Genomic DNA, 17,344 nt, shown 5'->3' with positions numbered 1-17,344 from the left:
AACAATTATATAATAAAAGAAGGATTTTTTAAATTTATATAGAATTACTAATTAAACAATAAAACTATGAGGAGGAAATTATTATGAACAAAGCTGAATTAGTGGCAAGTATAGCAGAGAAAAGTAACTTAACTAAAAAGGATGCAGAAGGTGCATTAAACGCATTTATGAAAGCAGTAGAAGAAACATTAGCAAAAGGAGAAAAAGTACAACTTGTTGGCTTTGGTACTTTTGAAGTAAGAGAAAGAAAAGCTAGAGAAGGTAGAAATCCTAGAAATCCAGAAGAAGTAATTAAGATAGCAGCTTCAAAAGCACCAGTATTTAAAGCAGGAAAGGCTTTAAAAGAAATAGTAAACAAATAATAAAATCAGGTCTCTGACCTGATTTTTTTATAATGAATAGGAAAGTTGTGCTATATTAATTTACTTAATGAACTTGACCTAAATAAGTTTTAAGCAGATTGCCAAGAAAAACTTCCCTAAATTTTCGAATAAAAGCTTTTCTTATAAGGAGGATTAATATGAGAATTGATAAATTTCTAAAGAATGCTAGAATAATAAAAAGAAGAACTATAGCCAAGGAAGCATGTGAACAGGGTAGAGTATCTATAAATGAAAAACAGGCTAAACCTGGAGATGAAGTTAAGGTTGGTGACATAATTAGTATTACCTTTGGGAATGAATCTATGAAGATTCAAGTTTTAGATATATCAGATAATGTAAGAAAAGATAATGCATTAGAATTATATAAGAAGATAGGATAAAGACTTTGTAATAAAAGTCTTTTTTTTTTCATAAATATTAGTAGTCAAGAAAATGGAGGGGATAAGAATGACTGAAAACAAAATTAAATTTAGAAATCAAAATATAGTAATTGAAGATAGGGATAGGATGACAGTAACAGGCGTAGAGCAGGTAGAAAGCTTTAATGATAATACAATCGTATTAACAACTGTAAAGGGAGGAATGACCATAAAGGGAGAAGGCCTAAATATATCTAAACTAAATTTAGATGATGGCAGTGTGAAAATAGAAGGAAAAATTAATGGAGTAAACTATATGACTAAGGAAGGGGCACCAAAGAATATAATGGGTAAGATATTCAAATAAATCTATTTAAGGAGAAGAAAATGGATACTTCATTAATATTAGAAATACATATGTTCTTTACTGCTATTTACGGAGGATTGATAGCTGGGTTTATTTATGATATATATAGGACAATCAGGTATTTTTCCAAGCCTAGTAAATTTATTACTTACCTAGGTGATCTTTTACTTTGGACAGTAATTGCTTCCGTATCTTTTTATGTTCTTATAAAAATTAACTGGGGAGAGCTTAGGGGATATATTATACTTGGATTTATTTTAGGTATTTTTATATATTACAAGATATTTAGTAAGTTTATTTATACAATTTGTATTAAGATAGGAGGAGTTATAAAAAAAACTACAATGGGAATTATATCTTTAATCTTATATCCTTTTAAATTCTTGAAAAGTAAGTCGTCTCCAACTTTTAAGAAAATAAAAAAAGTTCCGATAGAAATCATAAGACAAACAAAAAAATATAAAAAAATAATTTCTACGAAAAAATAGAGGATTTTTTAAATTTTTGTAGAATAGTATATATAGGTGGTGATATCGTGAAAAAAAATCAAAAGAAGAAAAAAATAAAACTAATACATATAGTAGTTTGGTTTTTATTTATATATGTGGGAGTTATATTTTGGAACCAAAGGAATTTGATGAAGAATTTAGAGTTGAAAAAACAAGAGATTGCATCTGAAGTTCAAGCTTTAGAGAAAGATATAGAAAATTTAAATAAAGAAATTGAAAATAGTGATAGTTTGCAATTCGTGGAAAAGGTAGCAAGAGACGATTTAGGGATGGTAAAACCAAGGGAAATAATTTATATTGATAAAAATAAAAAGAAAAATCCTTTCTTAAGTGTTATAAAGAACCAGAACTAATTGACATTGAAAGATTTCTAATATATACTAAACTAAGAAAATTATTTTTAAGGAGGAATCATTAATTTATGCCGGTATCCGTAGGAGAAGTAGTTGATGGCACTGTCACAGGGATAACAAACTTTGGAGCCTTTATTCAACTACCAGAAGGGAAAAGTGGACTTGTTCATATTTCAGAGATATCACAAGATTATGTAGAAAAAGTAAGTGATCATTTAAAAAAAGATCAAAAAGTTAAGGTTAAGATTCTATCGATTTCAAATGAAGGTAAAATTAGCCTTTCCATAAGACAAGCAAAGCCTAAAACCACAAAGCCAGTTGAAATTGAGTGGAATAAGCCAGACGACAAACAAAAGTATATGTCTTTTGAAGACAAGATTAGTAAATTTTTGAAAGATAGTAATGAGAAACAAGATCAATTAAAAACAAGAGATAATAGAAAAAGCAGTAGCATTAAACAAAAGAAGATGAGTGGAATAGATTCATAAAACCGGTTAAATCCGGTTTTTTTATTTTTTGTTTTGCTCTTTACTACAATAAAACTACAAAATTATACATTTAATATAAAAATAGGTCCTTACAGTTATAAATATTGAAAAAACAATACTTAGGAGTTAAAGTAAATAATATTAAGATTTCCTTAGGAAAACTTAAGGTTATGGGATATAGCCATGTTTTATGTCTGAAATTTCTTAAAAGCACATGCTGAGATTTGACAAATTATTAATACTTCTTTTGCTAGTATTGAATTAAATACAAATAACGGGAGTGATTTTTATGATGAGGACTGATTCTTTAACTACTAAAAGATCTTGGTACGATTTAGGACTTAGGATGGATAAAGGTATAATCATAACAATGATTATGGGATTTTTTCTAGCTCGAGCAAATATACTTAATAAGCTTACTCCTTTTGGATTTGCATTTTTATCTGCTTATATAATAATGAAGAGCTTGAATATTCACATATTACTATCAGTGCTAATTGGAACCTTAACACTGCAGGGAGCAAAAGGAGTAAGTTATATATTGGCTTATCTTTTGATTCATATCTTTTTTGCTATGTTAAAGGAAGAAAAATCCTATTCCTTATTAAAAGCATCCTTGGTGGCAGCTTTAATATTTACTAGTTGCAGAGTTCTTGGGGTTGTATTAGGGAATACAATTTTTATTTATGATCTATTTTTAGCTTTGTTTGAAGGAATAATTGTTTTTACTATGACTTATATTTTTTCTTTTAGTCTTCCTATAGAAAGAACTGGTGGAGCAATTTTAAATAATGAAAAGACAATTTGTTCCTTTATAACATTGGCACTAGCATTAGCAGGAATTAAAAATACCATGATATTAGGCATTGCAATCAAAAATTTAGTTAGTATAGTCATGATATTATATTTATCCTATAGCTATGGAGCGTTTTTTGGTGGAACCACAGGAATAATTTTGGGTATGGTAGCATATATATCCCATCCAGAAATGCCTTTTATTATAGGAATATTTGGAATTGCAGGATTATTATCAGGCATATTTAAGGACTTAGGAAGTTTTGGATCAGCATTAGGATTTTTACTTGGAAATGGAATTATTTCTTTTTATATAAATGGATTAGGAACGTCCTTTCTTAATTTTAAGGAAATAATAATAGCAACATTATTCTTTTTAATAAGTGTAGATAAAATAGGCATAAAAGTATCAGAAATATTTAATATGGATCTAGAGTTTAAGAAAGATTATGCTCAAAAGAGAGATGAAATTGTAGTTAAGAAGATAAATAGAATGATTGAATTATTTAATAACTTAAGTGCTACATTTAAAGAATCTGCGGAGGAAAGAGATTTTCACTCTACAGGAGAGATATATAGCATGGTGGACGGCATAGCGAATTGTATATGTACAGGCTGTTCCAAATATGAAAGCTGTTGGGAGAGAAATTATTATAGTACTTATCAGAGTTTTTTTAACCTAGTAGCTCTTGCAGAAATAAAAAGTACTGACAATGAAGCTGTTGATTCAGAAGCAAGGAAGTTTTGTATCAGACATGGAGAAATAATAGAGGCTGTAGATAGAGCTGTAGAAAGACTTAAACTAAACCATAACTGGGAATTGAAATTAAGAGAAAATAGGATTTTATTATCAGAGCAATTAGATGGGGTTGGTAAGGTAATACAAAATATAACTACAGATATTTATACAAATCCTACATTTAATAAAGAAATAGAAGAGAATTTATATAAAGACTTAAAAAATAATAGGATAGATATTAAAGATGTATCTGTAGTACAAATAGGAGAAGAAGATTTCGAGATATTTATAGATTTAAATACACCAGTAAGAAATGATAATAAATTAAAAGCGATGATATCTCAAAGCTTGGATTTTCCGGTGATAAGTGATTCTAGTTTTAATAGTATATCTAACAGAAGGCAAAGGTTTAAACTTTTAAGATCTAATAGATTTAGTGCTATGACTAAAATGGCAGTTTTGTCTAATTCAGAGAATAAAATATCGGGAGATAGCTTTACTTTTGGAGAAATTGAAAACACTCATTATTCAGCATTAAGTGATGGAATGGGTATTGGAAGAAGAGCTAATGAAGAAAGTAAAGTGGCGATTTCTCTTTTAGAAAGGTTGATGGAAGCAAATGTAGATAAAGATATAATACTGAAGACAATAAATTCTGTTCTAAGAGCAAAATCTAACGAAGAAATGTTTGCCACTTTAGATATTTCTTTTATAGACTTGTATCTAGGTAAATTACAGATGATAAAAACAGGGGCACCTGCAACTTTTATAAAAAAGAAGGATAGAGTTGAAATAATTAATTCTGGGACTTTACCTGTGGGGATATTAAAAGATATTGATTTCAATCTTTATGAGGAGTATGTTGAAGATGGAGATATTATTATTATGATGTCAGATGGAGTATTAGATGCAAATAGAGATATAGAGAATGCAGAAGCTTGGATGAAAGATATCATAATAAATATAAATAGTATCAATCCTCAGACTATAGCCAATGAAATATTAAAAAGAGCTCAATTGACGGCATCTAACACTAGAGATGATATGACAGTTTTAGTAACAAAAGTTTGGAAAAACGTATAAAATAGTAAATATAAAATAGTAGGTAATATCTTTGGTTTATAAAATAAGGTTGCAAAGAATAAATATTATTCGTGCAACCTTAAATTCTGTTGACAATTAGGTTATAATAAGGGTATAGTTCATATTAAGTTCTATAATTAAGGGTGGTTATTTTGAAAAATAAAGTATTATCTACTATTAGGGAGTATAATTTGATTGAAGAAAATGATAATATAGTAGTGGGAGTTTCTGGGGGACCAGATTCTATGGCGCTGCTATATGTTTTACAGGAGATTAGAAGTTTAATTAACTTTAATATACATGTTGCTCATGTAAATCATGGTGTAAGAGGTGAGGATGCTAAATCAGATCAACTATTTGTTGAAAAGATTGCCAAAAAACTTAATTTGCCTTATTATACTAAGAATGTAAACATGGTTGAGTATGGAAAGAAAAAGGGAATATCAGCTGAAGAAGCTGGAAGAGAATTACGATATGGATTTTTTAGAGAAATCCTTTCCGAATCAGGCGGTGGAAAGATAGCTGTAGCTCATAATATGAATGATCAAGCAGAAACTTTGCTTATGAGGTTTTTAAGAGGAACAGGAATTGATGGATTAAAGGGTATGGATTTTATAACTCAAGATATAATTAGACCAATACTGGGTATAGATAGAAAGGAAATTGAAGCATATATAGATAATAATAAGATAGAAACCGTATTGGACAAAACAAATTTAGAACCTATTTATAGTAGAAATAAGATTAGATTAGAGTTGATGCCTTATATAAAAGAAAATTTCAATCCCAATATAGTAAGTACTCTTTGGAGGATGTCTAGAGTTTCTTCTATGGATAGTAGGTTTTTAGAAGAATTTTCTGAGGGAAGATATAATATTATAGTGAAAAGTGAGGATAAACATAGTATAATTTTAGATGGCGAGAAATTATTACAGGAGCATAGAAGTATTCAGCAAAGGATTATAAGGCGTTCTATATTAAAAATCAATGGTTCTTTACAGGGAATTACAGAAACTCAAATATCTTCAGTTATAAATCTTCTTATGAACTCCGATACAGGAAAAGAAGTTCATTTGTCAAATAATATAGTTGGTAAGATTAGTTATGGGGATTTGATAATTAAAAACGATATTGAAAAAGAGGTAAAGAAATATCTATATAGGTTAAGGTTTCCAGGGTTTAATGATCTTGAGGATATAGGGTATTCATTTAATATTGAAATTTTTCCTATGGATGATGGTTTTACTATGAATAAGGGTACAAATATTAAGTATTTTGATCTTGATATGATTAGAGGGAACTTAGCTGTAAGAAATAGATTAGATGGAGACAGATTGATACCATTTGGTATGAGAGGTACAAAAAAGCTCAAAGATTATTTTATTGATGAAAAAGTTCCAAAGGAAACAAGAGATAAGATTCCTTTAATAGTAGATGATGAAAATATTTTATGGGTAGTAGGATATAGGATTAATGATTTATATAAAATTACTAAGAAGACAAAAAGAATTTTATCCATATCTTATAATCTATAGGAAAGTTCTTACTTTATAGTTTATATTAATATGAACTTGACCTATATAGATTCCCAAAAAGGCAACCTTATAATGTTTCGATAGAAGCCTTTTTAATAATTAATTAACAATACATAAGAAGGAGGATTATAATGGAAAATATAATCAAGAGCGTATTAGTAACAGAAGATGAAATTGAAGAGAAGGTAAAAGAACTAGGAAAACAAATTATGGAGGACTATAAGGGTAAAGATCTAATTTTAGTAGGGATATTGAAGGGTGCTGTTATTTTCATGTCAGATTTAGCCAGAAATATAAAGATGCCAATAGGTATGGATTTTATGGCTGTGTCAAGCTATGGAAGATCATCAACTTCTACTGGTGAAGTTAGAATAATAAAGGATTTAGATTTTAGTGTAGAAAATAAGGATGTACTAATTGTAGAGGATATAATAGATACTGGCTATACATTAGCTTATTTAACAGACAATTTAAAGAAAAGAGGAGCTGCATCTGTTAAAGTTTGTACTCTTTTAGATAAACCTGAGAGAAGAAAAGTTGATGTATCTGTAGACTATTTAGGTTTTGCTATTCCAGATGAATTTGTAGTAGGATATGGACTAGATTATTCTGAAATAGGGAGAAATCTACCTTATGTAGCAGCACTTAAGGAAGAAGTATATAGTTAGCCCAAGGTTGAAAAAACTATATAATGATGGTATAATAAAAAGATATTATCTACTCATAAGAGGAGGGAGGACTTGTATTGAGAAGATTTTTCAAAGGTATTAGTGTGTACCTACTAATAGTAATTGTAATAATGTTTCTAGTAACAACGTTTGGAAATGATGTAGAACAGGTCAAGAAAATCGACGTAACTGAATTGGTAGGACATTTGCATAATGGTAGAGTTGAAAGTATCAAGATAATAGGTAAAGAAGTACAAGGTAAACTAAAGGATAATACCCAGTTTACCACCATATTACCTGATGAAATGAGATATACGTTTTATTCCGATTATTTAAAGGACTTAGTAGATAGTAAACAAATTACCCTAAGTTCTGAGTTAGAACCTACAACTCCTTGGTTTGTAAGTGCGATTCCAACTATATTAATGCTTCTTGTTTTTGCAGTATTTTGGTTTGTATTTATGCAGCAGTCCCAGGGTGGTGGAGGAAAAGTAATGTCCTTTGGAAAATCCAGAGCTAGGATGGTCAAGGAAGAAGATGGAAAAATAATTACATTTTCTGATGTAGCAGGATTGGAAGAAGAAAAAGAAGAACTAAAAGAAATAGTAGATTTCTTAAGAACGCCTAGAAAATATATTGAAATTGGTGCTAGAATTCCAACTGGAGTATTATTAGTTGGACCTCCTGGAACAGGTAAGACCTATTTATCTAAAGCTGTAGCAGGTGAAGCGGGAGTGCCTTTCTTTACTATATCAGGTTCTGATTTTGTAGAGATGTTTGTAGGTGTTGGTGCCAGTCGTGTTAGAGATTTATTTGAGCAGGCAAAGAAAAATGCTCCTTGTATAGTGTTTATTGATGAGATTGATGCTGTAGGTAGAAGAAGAGGAGCAGGACTTGGTGGAGGTCATGATGAAAGGGAGCAAACACTAAACCAACTATTAGTTGAGATGGATGGATTTGCGACTAATGAAGGAATAATTGTAATGGCAGCAACTAATAGAGCTGATATACTTGACCCAGCACTTCTTCGTCCAGGTAGATTTGATAGAACAATTTATGTAGGATTACCTGATGTAAGAGGTAGGGAAGAAATATTAAAGGTTCATACAAAGAACAAACCATTAGATAGTGATGTAGACCTACAAGTAGTTGCTAAGAGGACAGTAGGATTTACTCCTGCAGACTTAGAGAACTTAGTAAATGAGGCAGCATTACTTACAGCAAGGTTTGGGCTGAGAACTATACCTATGCATTTGATAGAAGAAGCATCTATAAAAGTTCAAGCAGGACCCGAAAAGAAATCCAAAGTTGTTAGTGAAAAAGAAAGAAAACTTACAGCTTATCATGAGGCAGGTCATGCACTTACCTCTAGGCTTACTCCTGATACAGACCCAGTTCATATGGTAACTATTATACCAAGAGGAATGGCTGGAGGATTTACTGCCTATATACCAGAAGAAGATAGAAGCTTTTTAACGAAAAAACAAATGGAAGGAAGACTTGTAACTCTTCTTGGCGGTAGGGTAGCAGAAGCTTTAGTTCTAGGAGATATAAGTACAGGTGCTCAAAATGATATTGAAAGAGCTACTAAGATTGCTAGATCCATGGTTACTCATTATGGTATGAGTGATAAACTTGGACCTATGACTTACGGTACTGATGATGAGGAGGTATTTGTAGGTAGAGACTTTGGTAGAACTAGAAATTATAGTGAGGATGTGGCAGCTGCCATAGACAAAGAAATGAGACAACTAATTGATACTGCATATAATAAAGCAGAACAATTATTAAAAGATAATATTCATAAACTTCATAAAGTAGCAGAAACTTTACTAGAAAAAGAAACCATAGATGGTAAGGAATTCGAAGAGCTATTTGTTGGAGCATAAAAATTGGGCGATCCTCAGTTAGGAGGAGCCCATTTTTTTATATATAAATTTAATAAATATTAATCCATGACAAAGTTTATACAATTTTCTGAAAAAACACTTTACACCTTTAACAGAATACTATATAATGTTATTAGATAATTTTAAATAATAGAGAAATACTGCTTTATTTGTAGCAAAATGGTATCCCCAGTTTGCGAAGCAAATAAAACCCAGTATTAATGGTTTGCCATTTCCATTAATACTGGGTTTTTTATTTTTGTGAAAGGAGGGTAGTAGATTAATTATTGATAAGAGAAAAGAGGAGGTATATTAATGTCAAAACCCAAAAAACTGAGATTGTTTCATAAGATTTTTATCGGTTTATTTTTAGGTATTATGGCAGGAGCTATATTATCAGCAATAGGTAAAGATGAGCCTTTTGTCACTGCTTTGGTACCGTGGCTGGGACTTTTAGGAGATATTTTCTTAAGGCTTATTCGTATGATAGTTGTTCCCTTAGTACTTTTCTCAATAATTAGCGGAGTTGCAAATTTAAGTGAAATTAGAAAACTTAGATCAGTTGGTATAAAAACACTGTTTTGCTTTATGTTAACAGGTTTTTTATCCATAGGAACTGGTGTTGTAATGGCTAACATATTTAAACCAGGTGCTGGACTAAATATTACAGAGTTGAATGCTGGTGAAGTTGTTATTAGAGAACTTCCAACAGTATTCGAATCAATATTAGGATTATTCCCTGCGAATATTTTCGAATCATTAGCACAAGGTGAGATGCTTCATATAATTTCATTTGGTATTTTCTGCGGTGCGGGATTATTATTAATGGGTGAGAGAGGAAGACCTATTATTGATTTGGTAGATAGATGTTCTGAAATGATGTATAAAGTAGTTGATATTGTTATAGAGTTTACTCCAATTGGAGTATTTGGACTTATGGCAAAAGCAGTTACAGCATTTGGTGTAGGAATATTTGGCCCTGTATTTAAGTTTATATTAGTTGATTATGGTGCAAATATATTTACAGTTGCAGTGTATTATTCATTAATACTATATTTTATAGGAAAGGTAGATCCTATTAAGTTCTTCAAAAAAGCATTTCAGTCTTGGGCCATAGCCTTTAGTACGTGTAGTAGTGCTGCTGCTCTGCCAGTGGCAATGAAGATAGGTACTAATGAAATGGGAATTCCAAAGGAGACTGCAAGTTTTGTTTTACCTTTAGGTGCGACTGCAAATATGAACGGAACGGGTATATATTTTGGAGTTGTTGTAATGTTTGCTGCTCAGCTTTATGGCATAGATATTTCTTTGAGCCAACAGATAATGTTAGTCTTAACAGCCACAATGCTGGCTATCGGGTGTGCTGCTGCACCTCAGACGGGGCTTATTATTTCAATAGCATTATTAACAAATCTAGGAATTCCATTAGATGGTATAGCATTAATAGCTGGAGTTTATAGAATTGTTGATCAAATTCATACTTCTACTAACTCTGTTGGTGATTTAGTAGTGGCGGTTTCTGTTGCATCATTAGAAAAAGACTTGAATAGAGAAATATTTAAATATGGAGGTATTCTCAAGGCGAAAGAAGTTAGTTAGAAATAAATATTAACTATATATCTTAAGAAGGGGGAATTACAATGAGTTCAAACAAGGCACCAAAGAACTGTGTATTTTATAGAAACCAAAATTGGATTTATCCTAGGATTGAAAAGGGAGAAGGAATATATTTAATTGGGGAAAATGGAAAAAAATATATAGATGGATGTTCTGGGTCAGCAGTAGCGAATATAGGTCATGGAAATAAGGAGATTGCTGAGTTTGCAAAGGGGCATATTGAAAGAATTGCTTTTACTCACTTATCTAGATGGACAGTTGACTCAATTGAAAAATGTGCAGAAAAAATTGTGTCATGGTGTCCTAAGGGATTAAATCATGTATATTTTGTATCTGGTGGTTCTGAAGCAACAGAAACTGCAATGAAGATGGCAAGACAATATTATGTTGAAAGAGATGGGAACAAGTCGAGTAAGTGGAAGATTATATCCAAATGGAATTCTTATCATGGTGCAACATTAGGATCTCTATCAATGACAGGAACCATAGGAAGAAGAAAAATTTATGATCCTTTGTTAACTAATTTTCCTAAGATCAGCCAATTCTATCATTATAGAAACCCTTGGGGAGCAAGAACTTTAGAAGAAACCAGTATACTTGCTGCCAAAGAATTGGAAACAGAGATTCGGCGTCATGGATCAGATAATATTGCTGCATTTATTTCTGAGCCAGTAGTAGGATCGGCAGCACCGGGTTCCCATCCTGAAAAGATATATTTTGATATGGTAAGAGAAATCTGCGATAAATATGACATTCTATTTATAATGGATGAGGTCATGGCAGGTTCAGGTAGAACAGGAAAGAAAATGGCATCAAATCATTTTGATGCTAAACCAGACATCATAGTAGTTGCTAAAGGTTTAAGCAGTGGATATACTCCAATAGGTGCAGCAGTATGTAGTTCTGAAGTTTTTGAAACAATTATGGTTAGAGGTTCAGGTAATTTTATCCATGGGCATACTTACGCAGGTAATCCATTGTCCTGTGGAATTGCTAATAAGGTAATGGAAATCATTGAAAGAGATAAATTTATTGAAAATTGTGCTGTACAAGGAAATTATCTAATGAAGAAATTAGAAGATTTATATAATTATCCTATAGTGGGAGACATTAGAGGTAAAGGTCTTATGATAGGTGTTGAATTTGTTAAAGACCAAGAAACAAAAGAGCCATTTGATGTATTCAGCAATGTGAGAGGTAAAATTACGAATAATTGTTTAGAGGAAGGTTTAGTTCCATATCCAGGTGGAGGATCAGTTGATGGAGTAAGAGGTGATCATATATTGTTAGCTCCTCCAATAAATATAACTAAAGAAGAAGTAGATTTACTATATGAAAAATTAGAAAAGGCAATAAAAAAGACATCAGAGGAATTGCAGGGGGTAATAGCATGACCTATAGAAAGGAAAAGTTAATAATAACTATAGCACTAACAGGAAATGTTCCAACTAAAGAAATAAATCCATATACACCTATTACTGTAGATGAGATAGTGGAAGATATTATTAAATGTAGACAAGCGGGAGCATCTGTAGCTCATATTCATGTAAGAGATGAAAAAGGAGAACCTACTTGTGATAAGAATTTATATAAGGAAGTATTGAATAAATTGAAGGAAAGAGATTGTGATATTATAACTCAATTATCTACTGGTGCGAGGGGGGGAGGCAATACTGCTGAGTGGCGTGGACAAATGTTGGATCTAAATGCTGAAATGGCAAGCTTATCTACTGGATCATCTAATTTTGCTTCACAAGTAAATGCGAATTCCTTTGAGTTAATAAAAGAATTAGCGGCTAAAATGTATGCTAATAATATAAAGCCAGAGATAGAAGCTTTTGACTTAGGTATGATTGATAATGCGGCATTGTTATTAAAGGAAGGAGTACTTAAGGAACCATTGCAATTTAATTTAGTAATGAATGTAAGAGGATCAGTAAAGGGTACACCTAGGAATCTTCTGCATATGATTGAGTCTCTACCAGAAGGCTCTACATTTACAGTATCAGGAATTGGATATAGTCAAATACCTATGCTGACTATGTCCATATTATTAGGAGGACATACACGAACAGGGCTTGAAGATACAATATTATATGATAGAGGATTATTAGCAACTAATCAAATGCTAGTAGAGAGGGTAATGCGAATAGCAAAAGAACTAGGTAGAGAAATTGCAACACCAGATGAAGCGAGGAAAATATTGGGTATAAAATAATGAAAAGAAGGCTGCGCATTTTAGTGCAGCCTTCTAAAATAAATATATAGAAAGGATGTATCTAATGAGAGAAGTAAAAGATTTTGGTCAAGAAACTGTATATTTTGTTCATTATTCTAAACTTCCAGACGATATTTCTGCCACCTATGTACATAAAGTAGTGGGGGTTGGATTTTTAATTAATACAGAGACAGGAATAATAGAAGATATCATGGTAACATTAATTTCTGACTTATGTAAAGAATTTTTAGCATATTTAATAGTTGGACACAATATTGATAAAGATGGTGTAGATGAAATTGTTGACAAGATTGATAAACGTTTCTTTGGATATTCTCAAAAGGCAATTATGGTATGTATCAAAGGAGTACATGCTAGATATTCACAATGGAAGCAAACAAATAGAAAGGTTTATTAGACAAAAAATATCTTATCAACGATTTGAATTTTAATACTAATGATATATAAATATCATTAGTATTATTTCCTATGCATTTCTGAAGGAATCTATACATACTCATATATAAAAATGCAATATTCCATTCATTTTTAAAATATATTGAAATATATGTTGCAAAATTCTACTACTTATTACTATAATAGACTATGAAGAGAACTTTTGAGGAAATTTACAAAATCACCATAATAAGGAGGTAAATGAGTTGTTTGATGATAATAAGATTGAAGAAGTTAAAGCATCAGTTGAGCAATGGGATAAAGAGGTAGTTCAGAAGTCTTTATCAAGATTTCCTGAAAGGAAAGAGAAATTTACTACAGGCTCCAATATTGAAGTAGATAGACTATATACTCCTATAGACATAGAAAATATGGATTATAATGAGGATCTAGGACTTCCTGGAGAATACCCATTTACAAGAGGTGTTCAATCTACGATGTATAGAGGTAGACTTTGGACTATGAGACAATATGCAGGATTTGCATCTGCTGAAGAATCAAATCAGAGATATAAATATTTGCTAGAACAAGGTCAAACTGGATTAAGTGTTGCCTTCGATTTACCTACACAAATAGGATATGATTCAGATGATGGATTATCTGAAGGTGAAGTTGGTAAAGTTGGAGTAGCTATAGATTCACTAAAGGATATGGAAGTATTGTTTGATGGCATACCTTTAGATAAAGTTAGTACTTCTATGACTATAAATGCACCAGCATCTGTTTTGTTAGCAATGTATATTGCTGTTGCAGAAAAGCAAGGTGTTTCAAAGGAGAAATTAAGAGGAACAATACAAAATGATATTTTGAAAGAATACATAGCAAGAGGAACTTATATATTCCCGCCAGAACCATCTATGAGATTAATTACTAATATTTTTGAATATTGTTCAAAGGAAGTTCCAGCTTGGAACACAATAAGTATTAGTGGATACCATATAAGAGAAGCAGGTTCTACTGCATCACAAGAAGTTGCATTTACATTAGCAGATGGTATAGCATATGTTGAAGCAGCTATTGATGCTGGACTTGACGTAGATGATTTTGCACCAAGATTATCCTTCTTCTTTAATGCTCACAATGACTTATTAGAGGAAGTAGCTAAATATAGGGCAGCTAGAAGACTTTGGGCGAAAATAATGAAGGAAAGATTTAATGCAAAAAATCCAAAATCAATGCAACTTAAATTCCATACTCAAACAGCAGGATCTACACTAACGGCTCAACAACCTGATAATAACATAATAAGAGTTACTATTCAAACATTAGCGGCAGTTCTTGGTGGAACTCAATCACTTCATACAAATTCAAGGGATGAGGCTTTGGCACTACCTACTGAAGACTCCGTTAGAATAGCACTTAGAACTCAGCAAATTGTAGCTCATGAATCTGGAGTAACTGAGACAATAGATCCATTGGCTGGCTCCTACTATATCGAGAGTTTAACTAATAAGATTGAAGAAGAAGCAACTAAATATATAGAAACAATAGATGAATTAGGTGGGGCGCCTAAAGCGATAGAAAAAGGATATATTCAAAAAGAAATTCAAAATGCAGCGTATAGATATCAAATGGAAGTAGAATCCCTTGATAGAATAGTTGTAGGAGTAAACAAATTCCAAATTGAAGAAACGGACAAGAAGGAATTGTTAAAGGTAGATAGGACGGTTGAAATAAATCAAAGAGAGAAACTAAAAACCTTAAGAGCGGAAAGAAATAATGAAGAAGTAGAAAGAGCATTAAGTATACTAAAGGAAAAGGCTAATACGGAAGAAAACTTAATGCCATTTATATTGGATGCTGTAAAAGCATATGCAACCCTTGGAGAAATTTGTAATGTTTTACGCCAAGTATTCGGTGAATATCAACAATCAGTTATTTTATAGTGAATAGTGAAAAGTGAATAGTGAAAAGTGAATAGTTTTTATTAAAGGTTGAGGGTATTTAATTTTTTTAGCTATTCACTATTAACTATTAGTTATTCACTAAATATAGGGGAGGTATATAAAAATATGGATAGACCAATTAGAGTTTTAGTAGCTAAGCCTGGCCTTGATGGACATGATAGAGGTGCAAAGGTAATTGCAAGATCATTAAGAGATGCAGGTATGGAAGTTATATACACAGGGCTAAGGCAGACACCTGAACAAATAGTGGCCGCTGCTATTCAAGAGGATGTTGATGTAGTAGCTATGAGCATACTGTCAGGAGCTCATAATCACTTATTTCCAAAGGTAGTTAATTTGTTAAAAGAAGAAGGAGTAGATGATATGCTTGTAATTGGAGGAGGAGTTATCCCAGAAGATGATATTCCTTATCTAATAGAATCAGGTGTAGAGGCTATTTTTACTCCAGGTACACCAACAAAGGATGTAATAGAGTTTATTACAAATAACCTTAAAAGAAAATAGGTGGTGTCTTATTTGAATATTGAAGAAAGATTGTTGGAAGGTAGTAAGAGAGCGTGTGGAAGACTTATTACTATGTTAGAAAACAATGAAAAGGAAGCAATAGATATATTAAAGAAACTATATAAGGAATCAGGTAAGGCCTATGTGATCGGAATAACAGGACCTCCTGGAGCTGGTAAATCTACTTTAACTGATAAGTTGACTAAGGAGCTTAGAAAACAAGGTAAAAAAGTAGGCATAGTAGCTGTAGACCCTACCAGTCCTTTTAGCGGAGGGGCTATATTAGGAGATAGAATTAGAATGAGTGATCTTGCCCTAGATAAAGATGTGTTTATAAGAAGCATGGGTACCCGTGGTTCTTTAGGAGGTATGTCAAAAGCTACTTGGGGTGCTATAAAGGTACTAGATATTTTTGGTTGTGATTACATTTTCATAGAAACAGTGGGAGTTGGACAATCTGAAGTAGATATAGTAAAGACTGCAGATACTGTACTTATGGTTATGGTTCCCAATTTAGGTGATGATATTCAAGCTATAAAGGCAGGAATAATGGAGATAGCGGATGTATTTGCAATTAATAAATCTGACTTAGACGGTGCAGATAAAACTAAGGTAGAAATAGAGATGAATTTAGATTTAAATGAATATAGTGACTATAGACCACCAGTGATTAAAGTATCAGCAGGACAAAATAAGGATATAGATATTCTTCTAGAAAAGATTTTAGAGCATAGAGGATATCTAGAAAAAAATAATGAGCTAGAAAAGATAAGAATAAGAAATAATAAATTAGAAATTTTGAAGATGGTTGAAGAAGATTTAATGAAGTTGATATTAGATAAGGCAGTTAAGGAAGATCTAATTGAAAACCTAGCAAGGGAAGTTACTTTAAGAGAAACAGATCCTTATACTGCCAGAGATGAGATAATACAGTTGATAACTAATAATTAATAGTGAAAAGTGAATAGTTTTAAGTAAGGCTTTAGGGTTATTAGCTTAGAATTCATTTGAAGCTTCCTAAACTATTCACTTTTAGTTATTTGCTATTCACTATAAAAAGGGAGGTAATCAAATGGTTGGTAAGGTTGATCATATAGGTATTGCTGTAAAAAATTTAGATGAAGCATTAAAATTTTATGAAGATATTTTAGGTATGAAATGTGTAGATAAGGAAGTAGTTGAAGAGCAAAAGGTTAAGGTAGCTTTTTTGCCTATAGGAGATACGGAAGTAGAATTACTTGAATCTACTGAAGAAAATGGACCTATAGCTAAGTTTATCGAGAAAAAGGGTGAAGGAATCCAACATATTGCTTATAGAGTAGATGATATTGAAAAAGCTATAGAAGAACTAAAGGAAAAAGGAATTAAGATGATTGATGAGAAACCAAGATATGGTGCTGGCGGTGCAAAAATTGCCTTTTTACATCCAAAGTCAACATTTGGAGTGCTTATAGAGCTTTGTCAAAGGGATTAA

General features: G+C 31.7%; 18 protein-coding genes. All 18 read left to right on the top strand.

Going from position 1 to position 17,344, the window contains the following annotated elements; genetic code table 11:
- Nucleotides 1-83: 83 nt before the first annotated feature.
- The 18 genes from KQI38_RS14780 (at nucleotide 84) to mce (ending at nucleotide 17,344) form a co-directional block, all read left to right on the top strand.
- Nucleotides 84-362 (top strand): HU family DNA-binding protein, encoded by a 279-nt coding sequence (locus KQI38_RS14780; RefSeq protein ID WP_094902646.1) that lies wholly within the window; start codon nucleotides 84-86, stop codon nucleotides 360-362.
- Nucleotides 363-520: 158 nt separating this feature from the next.
- Nucleotides 521-763, top strand: coding sequence for an RNA-binding S4 domain-containing protein (locus KQI38_RS14775; protein WP_216560795.1), 243 nt, complete (start codon nucleotides 521-523; stop codon nucleotides 761-763).
- Nucleotides 764-830: 67 nt separating this feature from the next.
- Nucleotides 831-1,109, top strand: coding sequence for a sporulation protein YabP (yabP, locus tag KQI38_RS14770; protein ID WP_216560792.1), 279 nt, complete (start codon nucleotides 831-833; stop codon nucleotides 1,107-1,109).
- Nucleotides 1,110-1,129: 20 nt separating this feature from the next.
- Complete coding sequence (gene yabQ, locus KQI38_RS14765) at nucleotides 1,130-1,597, top strand: spore cortex biosynthesis protein YabQ (RefSeq protein WP_216560785.1); 468 nt, start codon at nucleotides 1,130-1,132, stop codon at nucleotides 1,595-1,597.
- 47 nt (nucleotides 1,598-1,644) lie between these two features.
- Nucleotides 1,645-1,971, top strand: a complete 327-nt coding sequence (locus KQI38_RS14760) for an FtsB family cell division protein (RefSeq protein WP_256312759.1) — start codon at nucleotides 1,645-1,647, stop codon at nucleotides 1,969-1,971.
- A gap of 68 nt (nucleotides 1,972-2,039) precedes the next feature.
- The gene (locus KQI38_RS14755) at nucleotides 2,040-2,459 is read left to right on the top strand and encodes a S1 RNA-binding domain-containing protein (protein WP_216560783.1); all 420 of its coding nucleotides are present in this window, start codon (nucleotides 2,040-2,042) and stop codon (nucleotides 2,457-2,459) included.
- 289 nt (nucleotides 2,460-2,748) lie between these two features.
- On the top strand, nucleotides 2,749-5,076 hold the full coding sequence (spoIIE, locus tag KQI38_RS14750; protein WP_216560781.1) for a stage II sporulation protein E: 2,328 nt from the start codon (nucleotides 2,749-2,751) through the stop codon (nucleotides 5,074-5,076).
- A 152-nt stretch (nucleotides 5,077-5,228) separates the two neighbouring features.
- Entirely contained in the window at nucleotides 5,229-6,611 is a 1,383-nt protein-coding gene (tilS, locus tag KQI38_RS14745) for a tRNA lysidine(34) synthetase TilS (protein ID WP_216560779.1), read from the top strand.
- A 131-nt stretch (nucleotides 6,612-6,742) separates the two neighbouring features.
- A complete protein-coding gene (gene hpt / locus KQI38_RS14740) occupies nucleotides 6,743-7,279 on the top strand; it encodes a hypoxanthine phosphoribosyltransferase (RefSeq protein WP_094902658.1) in 537 nt (178 codons plus the stop codon).
- Nucleotides 7,280-7,356: 77 nt separating this feature from the next.
- Complete coding sequence (ftsH, locus tag KQI38_RS14735) at nucleotides 7,357-9,168, top strand: ATP-dependent zinc metalloprotease FtsH (RefSeq protein ID WP_216560772.1); 1,812 nt, start codon at nucleotides 7,357-7,359, stop codon at nucleotides 9,166-9,168.
- A 315-nt stretch (nucleotides 9,169-9,483) separates the two neighbouring features.
- Complete coding sequence (locus KQI38_RS14730; protein ID WP_216560770.1) at nucleotides 9,484-10,767, top strand: dicarboxylate/amino acid:cation symporter; 1,284 nt, start codon at nucleotides 9,484-9,486, stop codon at nucleotides 10,765-10,767.
- 41 nt (nucleotides 10,768-10,808) lie between these two features.
- Nucleotides 10,809-12,179 carry an aspartate aminotransferase family protein gene (locus KQI38_RS14725; protein WP_216560764.1) on the top strand — a complete coding sequence of 457 codons (1,371 nt, stop codon included), beginning with the start codon at nucleotides 10,809-10,811 and terminating at the stop codon, nucleotides 12,177-12,179.
- Nucleotides 12,176-13,003, top strand: a complete 828-nt coding sequence (locus KQI38_RS14720) for a beta-keto acid cleavage family enzyme (RefSeq protein ID WP_216560762.1) — start codon at nucleotides 12,176-12,178, stop codon at nucleotides 13,001-13,003. The genes KQI38_RS14725 and KQI38_RS14720 overlap by 4 nt, the downstream gene beginning before the upstream one ends.
- Before the next feature lie 64 nt (nucleotides 13,004-13,067).
- Nucleotides 13,068-13,421: a DUF3870 domain-containing protein gene (locus KQI38_RS14715; RefSeq protein ID WP_216560760.1), complete on the top strand. Its 354-nt coding sequence runs from the start codon at nucleotides 13,068-13,070 to the stop codon at nucleotides 13,419-13,421.
- A 244-nt stretch (nucleotides 13,422-13,665) separates the two neighbouring features.
- Complete coding sequence (locus tag KQI38_RS14710; protein WP_246565871.1) at nucleotides 13,666-15,345, top strand: acyl-CoA mutase large subunit family protein; 1,680 nt, start codon at nucleotides 13,666-13,668, stop codon at nucleotides 15,343-15,345.
- Nucleotides 15,346-15,471: 126 nt separating this feature from the next.
- Complete coding sequence (locus KQI38_RS14705) at nucleotides 15,472-15,870, top strand: cobalamin B12-binding domain-containing protein (RefSeq protein WP_216560758.1); 399 nt, start codon at nucleotides 15,472-15,474, stop codon at nucleotides 15,868-15,870.
- 12 nt (nucleotides 15,871-15,882) lie between these two features.
- Nucleotides 15,883-16,821 (top strand): methylmalonyl Co-A mutase-associated GTPase MeaB, encoded by a 939-nt coding sequence (gene meaB, locus KQI38_RS14700; RefSeq protein WP_216560756.1) that lies wholly within the window; start codon nucleotides 15,883-15,885, stop codon nucleotides 16,819-16,821.
- 121 nt (nucleotides 16,822-16,942) lie between these two features.
- The gene (gene mce, locus KQI38_RS14695; RefSeq protein WP_216560754.1) at nucleotides 16,943-17,344 is read left to right on the top strand and encodes a methylmalonyl-CoA epimerase; all 402 of its coding nucleotides are present in this window, start codon (nucleotides 16,943-16,945) and stop codon (nucleotides 17,342-17,344) included.

Source organism: Tissierella carlieri (assembly GCF_018917285.1).
GTDB classification, from domain to species: domain Bacteria; phylum Bacillota; class Clostridia; order Tissierellales; family Tissierellaceae; genus Tissierella; species Tissierella carlieri.
This window is presented reverse-complemented; position numbering and strand designations above follow the sequence as displayed.

Bases quoted from the DNA above. Each gene is read 5' to 3' on its own strand.
- KQI38_RS14780 (WP_094902646.1), top strand. From the start codon at position 84: ATGAACAAAGCTGAATTAGTGGCAAGTATAGCAGAGAAAAGTAACTTA.
- KQI38_RS14775 (WP_216560795.1), top strand. From the start codon at position 521: ATGAGAATTGATAAATTTCTAAAGAATGCTAGAATAATAAAAAGAAGA.
- yabP (WP_216560792.1), top strand. From the start codon at position 831: ATGACTGAAAACAAAATTAAATTTAGAAATCAAAATATAGTAATTGAA.
- yabQ (WP_216560785.1), top strand. From the start codon at position 1,130: ATGGATACTTCATTAATATTAGAAATACATATGTTCTTTACTGCTATT.
- KQI38_RS14755 (WP_216560783.1), top strand. From the start codon at position 2,040: ATGCCGGTATCCGTAGGAGAAGTAGTTGATGGCACTGTCACAGGGATA.
- spoIIE (WP_216560781.1), top strand. From the start codon at position 2,749: ATGATGAGGACTGATTCTTTAACTACTAAAAGATCTTGGTACGATTTA.
- hpt (WP_094902658.1), top strand. From the start codon at position 6,743: ATGGAAAATATAATCAAGAGCGTATTAGTAACAGAAGATGAAATTGAA.
- KQI38_RS14730 (WP_216560770.1), top strand. From the start codon at position 9,484: ATGTCAAAACCCAAAAAACTGAGATTGTTTCATAAGATTTTTATCGGT.
- KQI38_RS14725 (WP_216560764.1), top strand. From the start codon at position 10,809: ATGAGTTCAAACAAGGCACCAAAGAACTGTGTATTTTATAGAAACCAA.
- KQI38_RS14720 (WP_216560762.1), top strand. From the start codon at position 12,176: ATGACCTATAGAAAGGAAAAGTTAATAATAACTATAGCACTAACAGGA.
- KQI38_RS14715 (WP_216560760.1), top strand. From the start codon at position 13,068: ATGAGAGAAGTAAAAGATTTTGGTCAAGAAACTGTATATTTTGTTCAT.
- KQI38_RS14705 (WP_216560758.1), top strand. From the start codon at position 15,472: ATGGATAGACCAATTAGAGTTTTAGTAGCTAAGCCTGGCCTTGATGGA.
- mce (WP_216560754.1), top strand. From the start codon at position 16,943: ATGGTTGGTAAGGTTGATCATATAGGTATTGCTGTAAAAAATTTAGAT.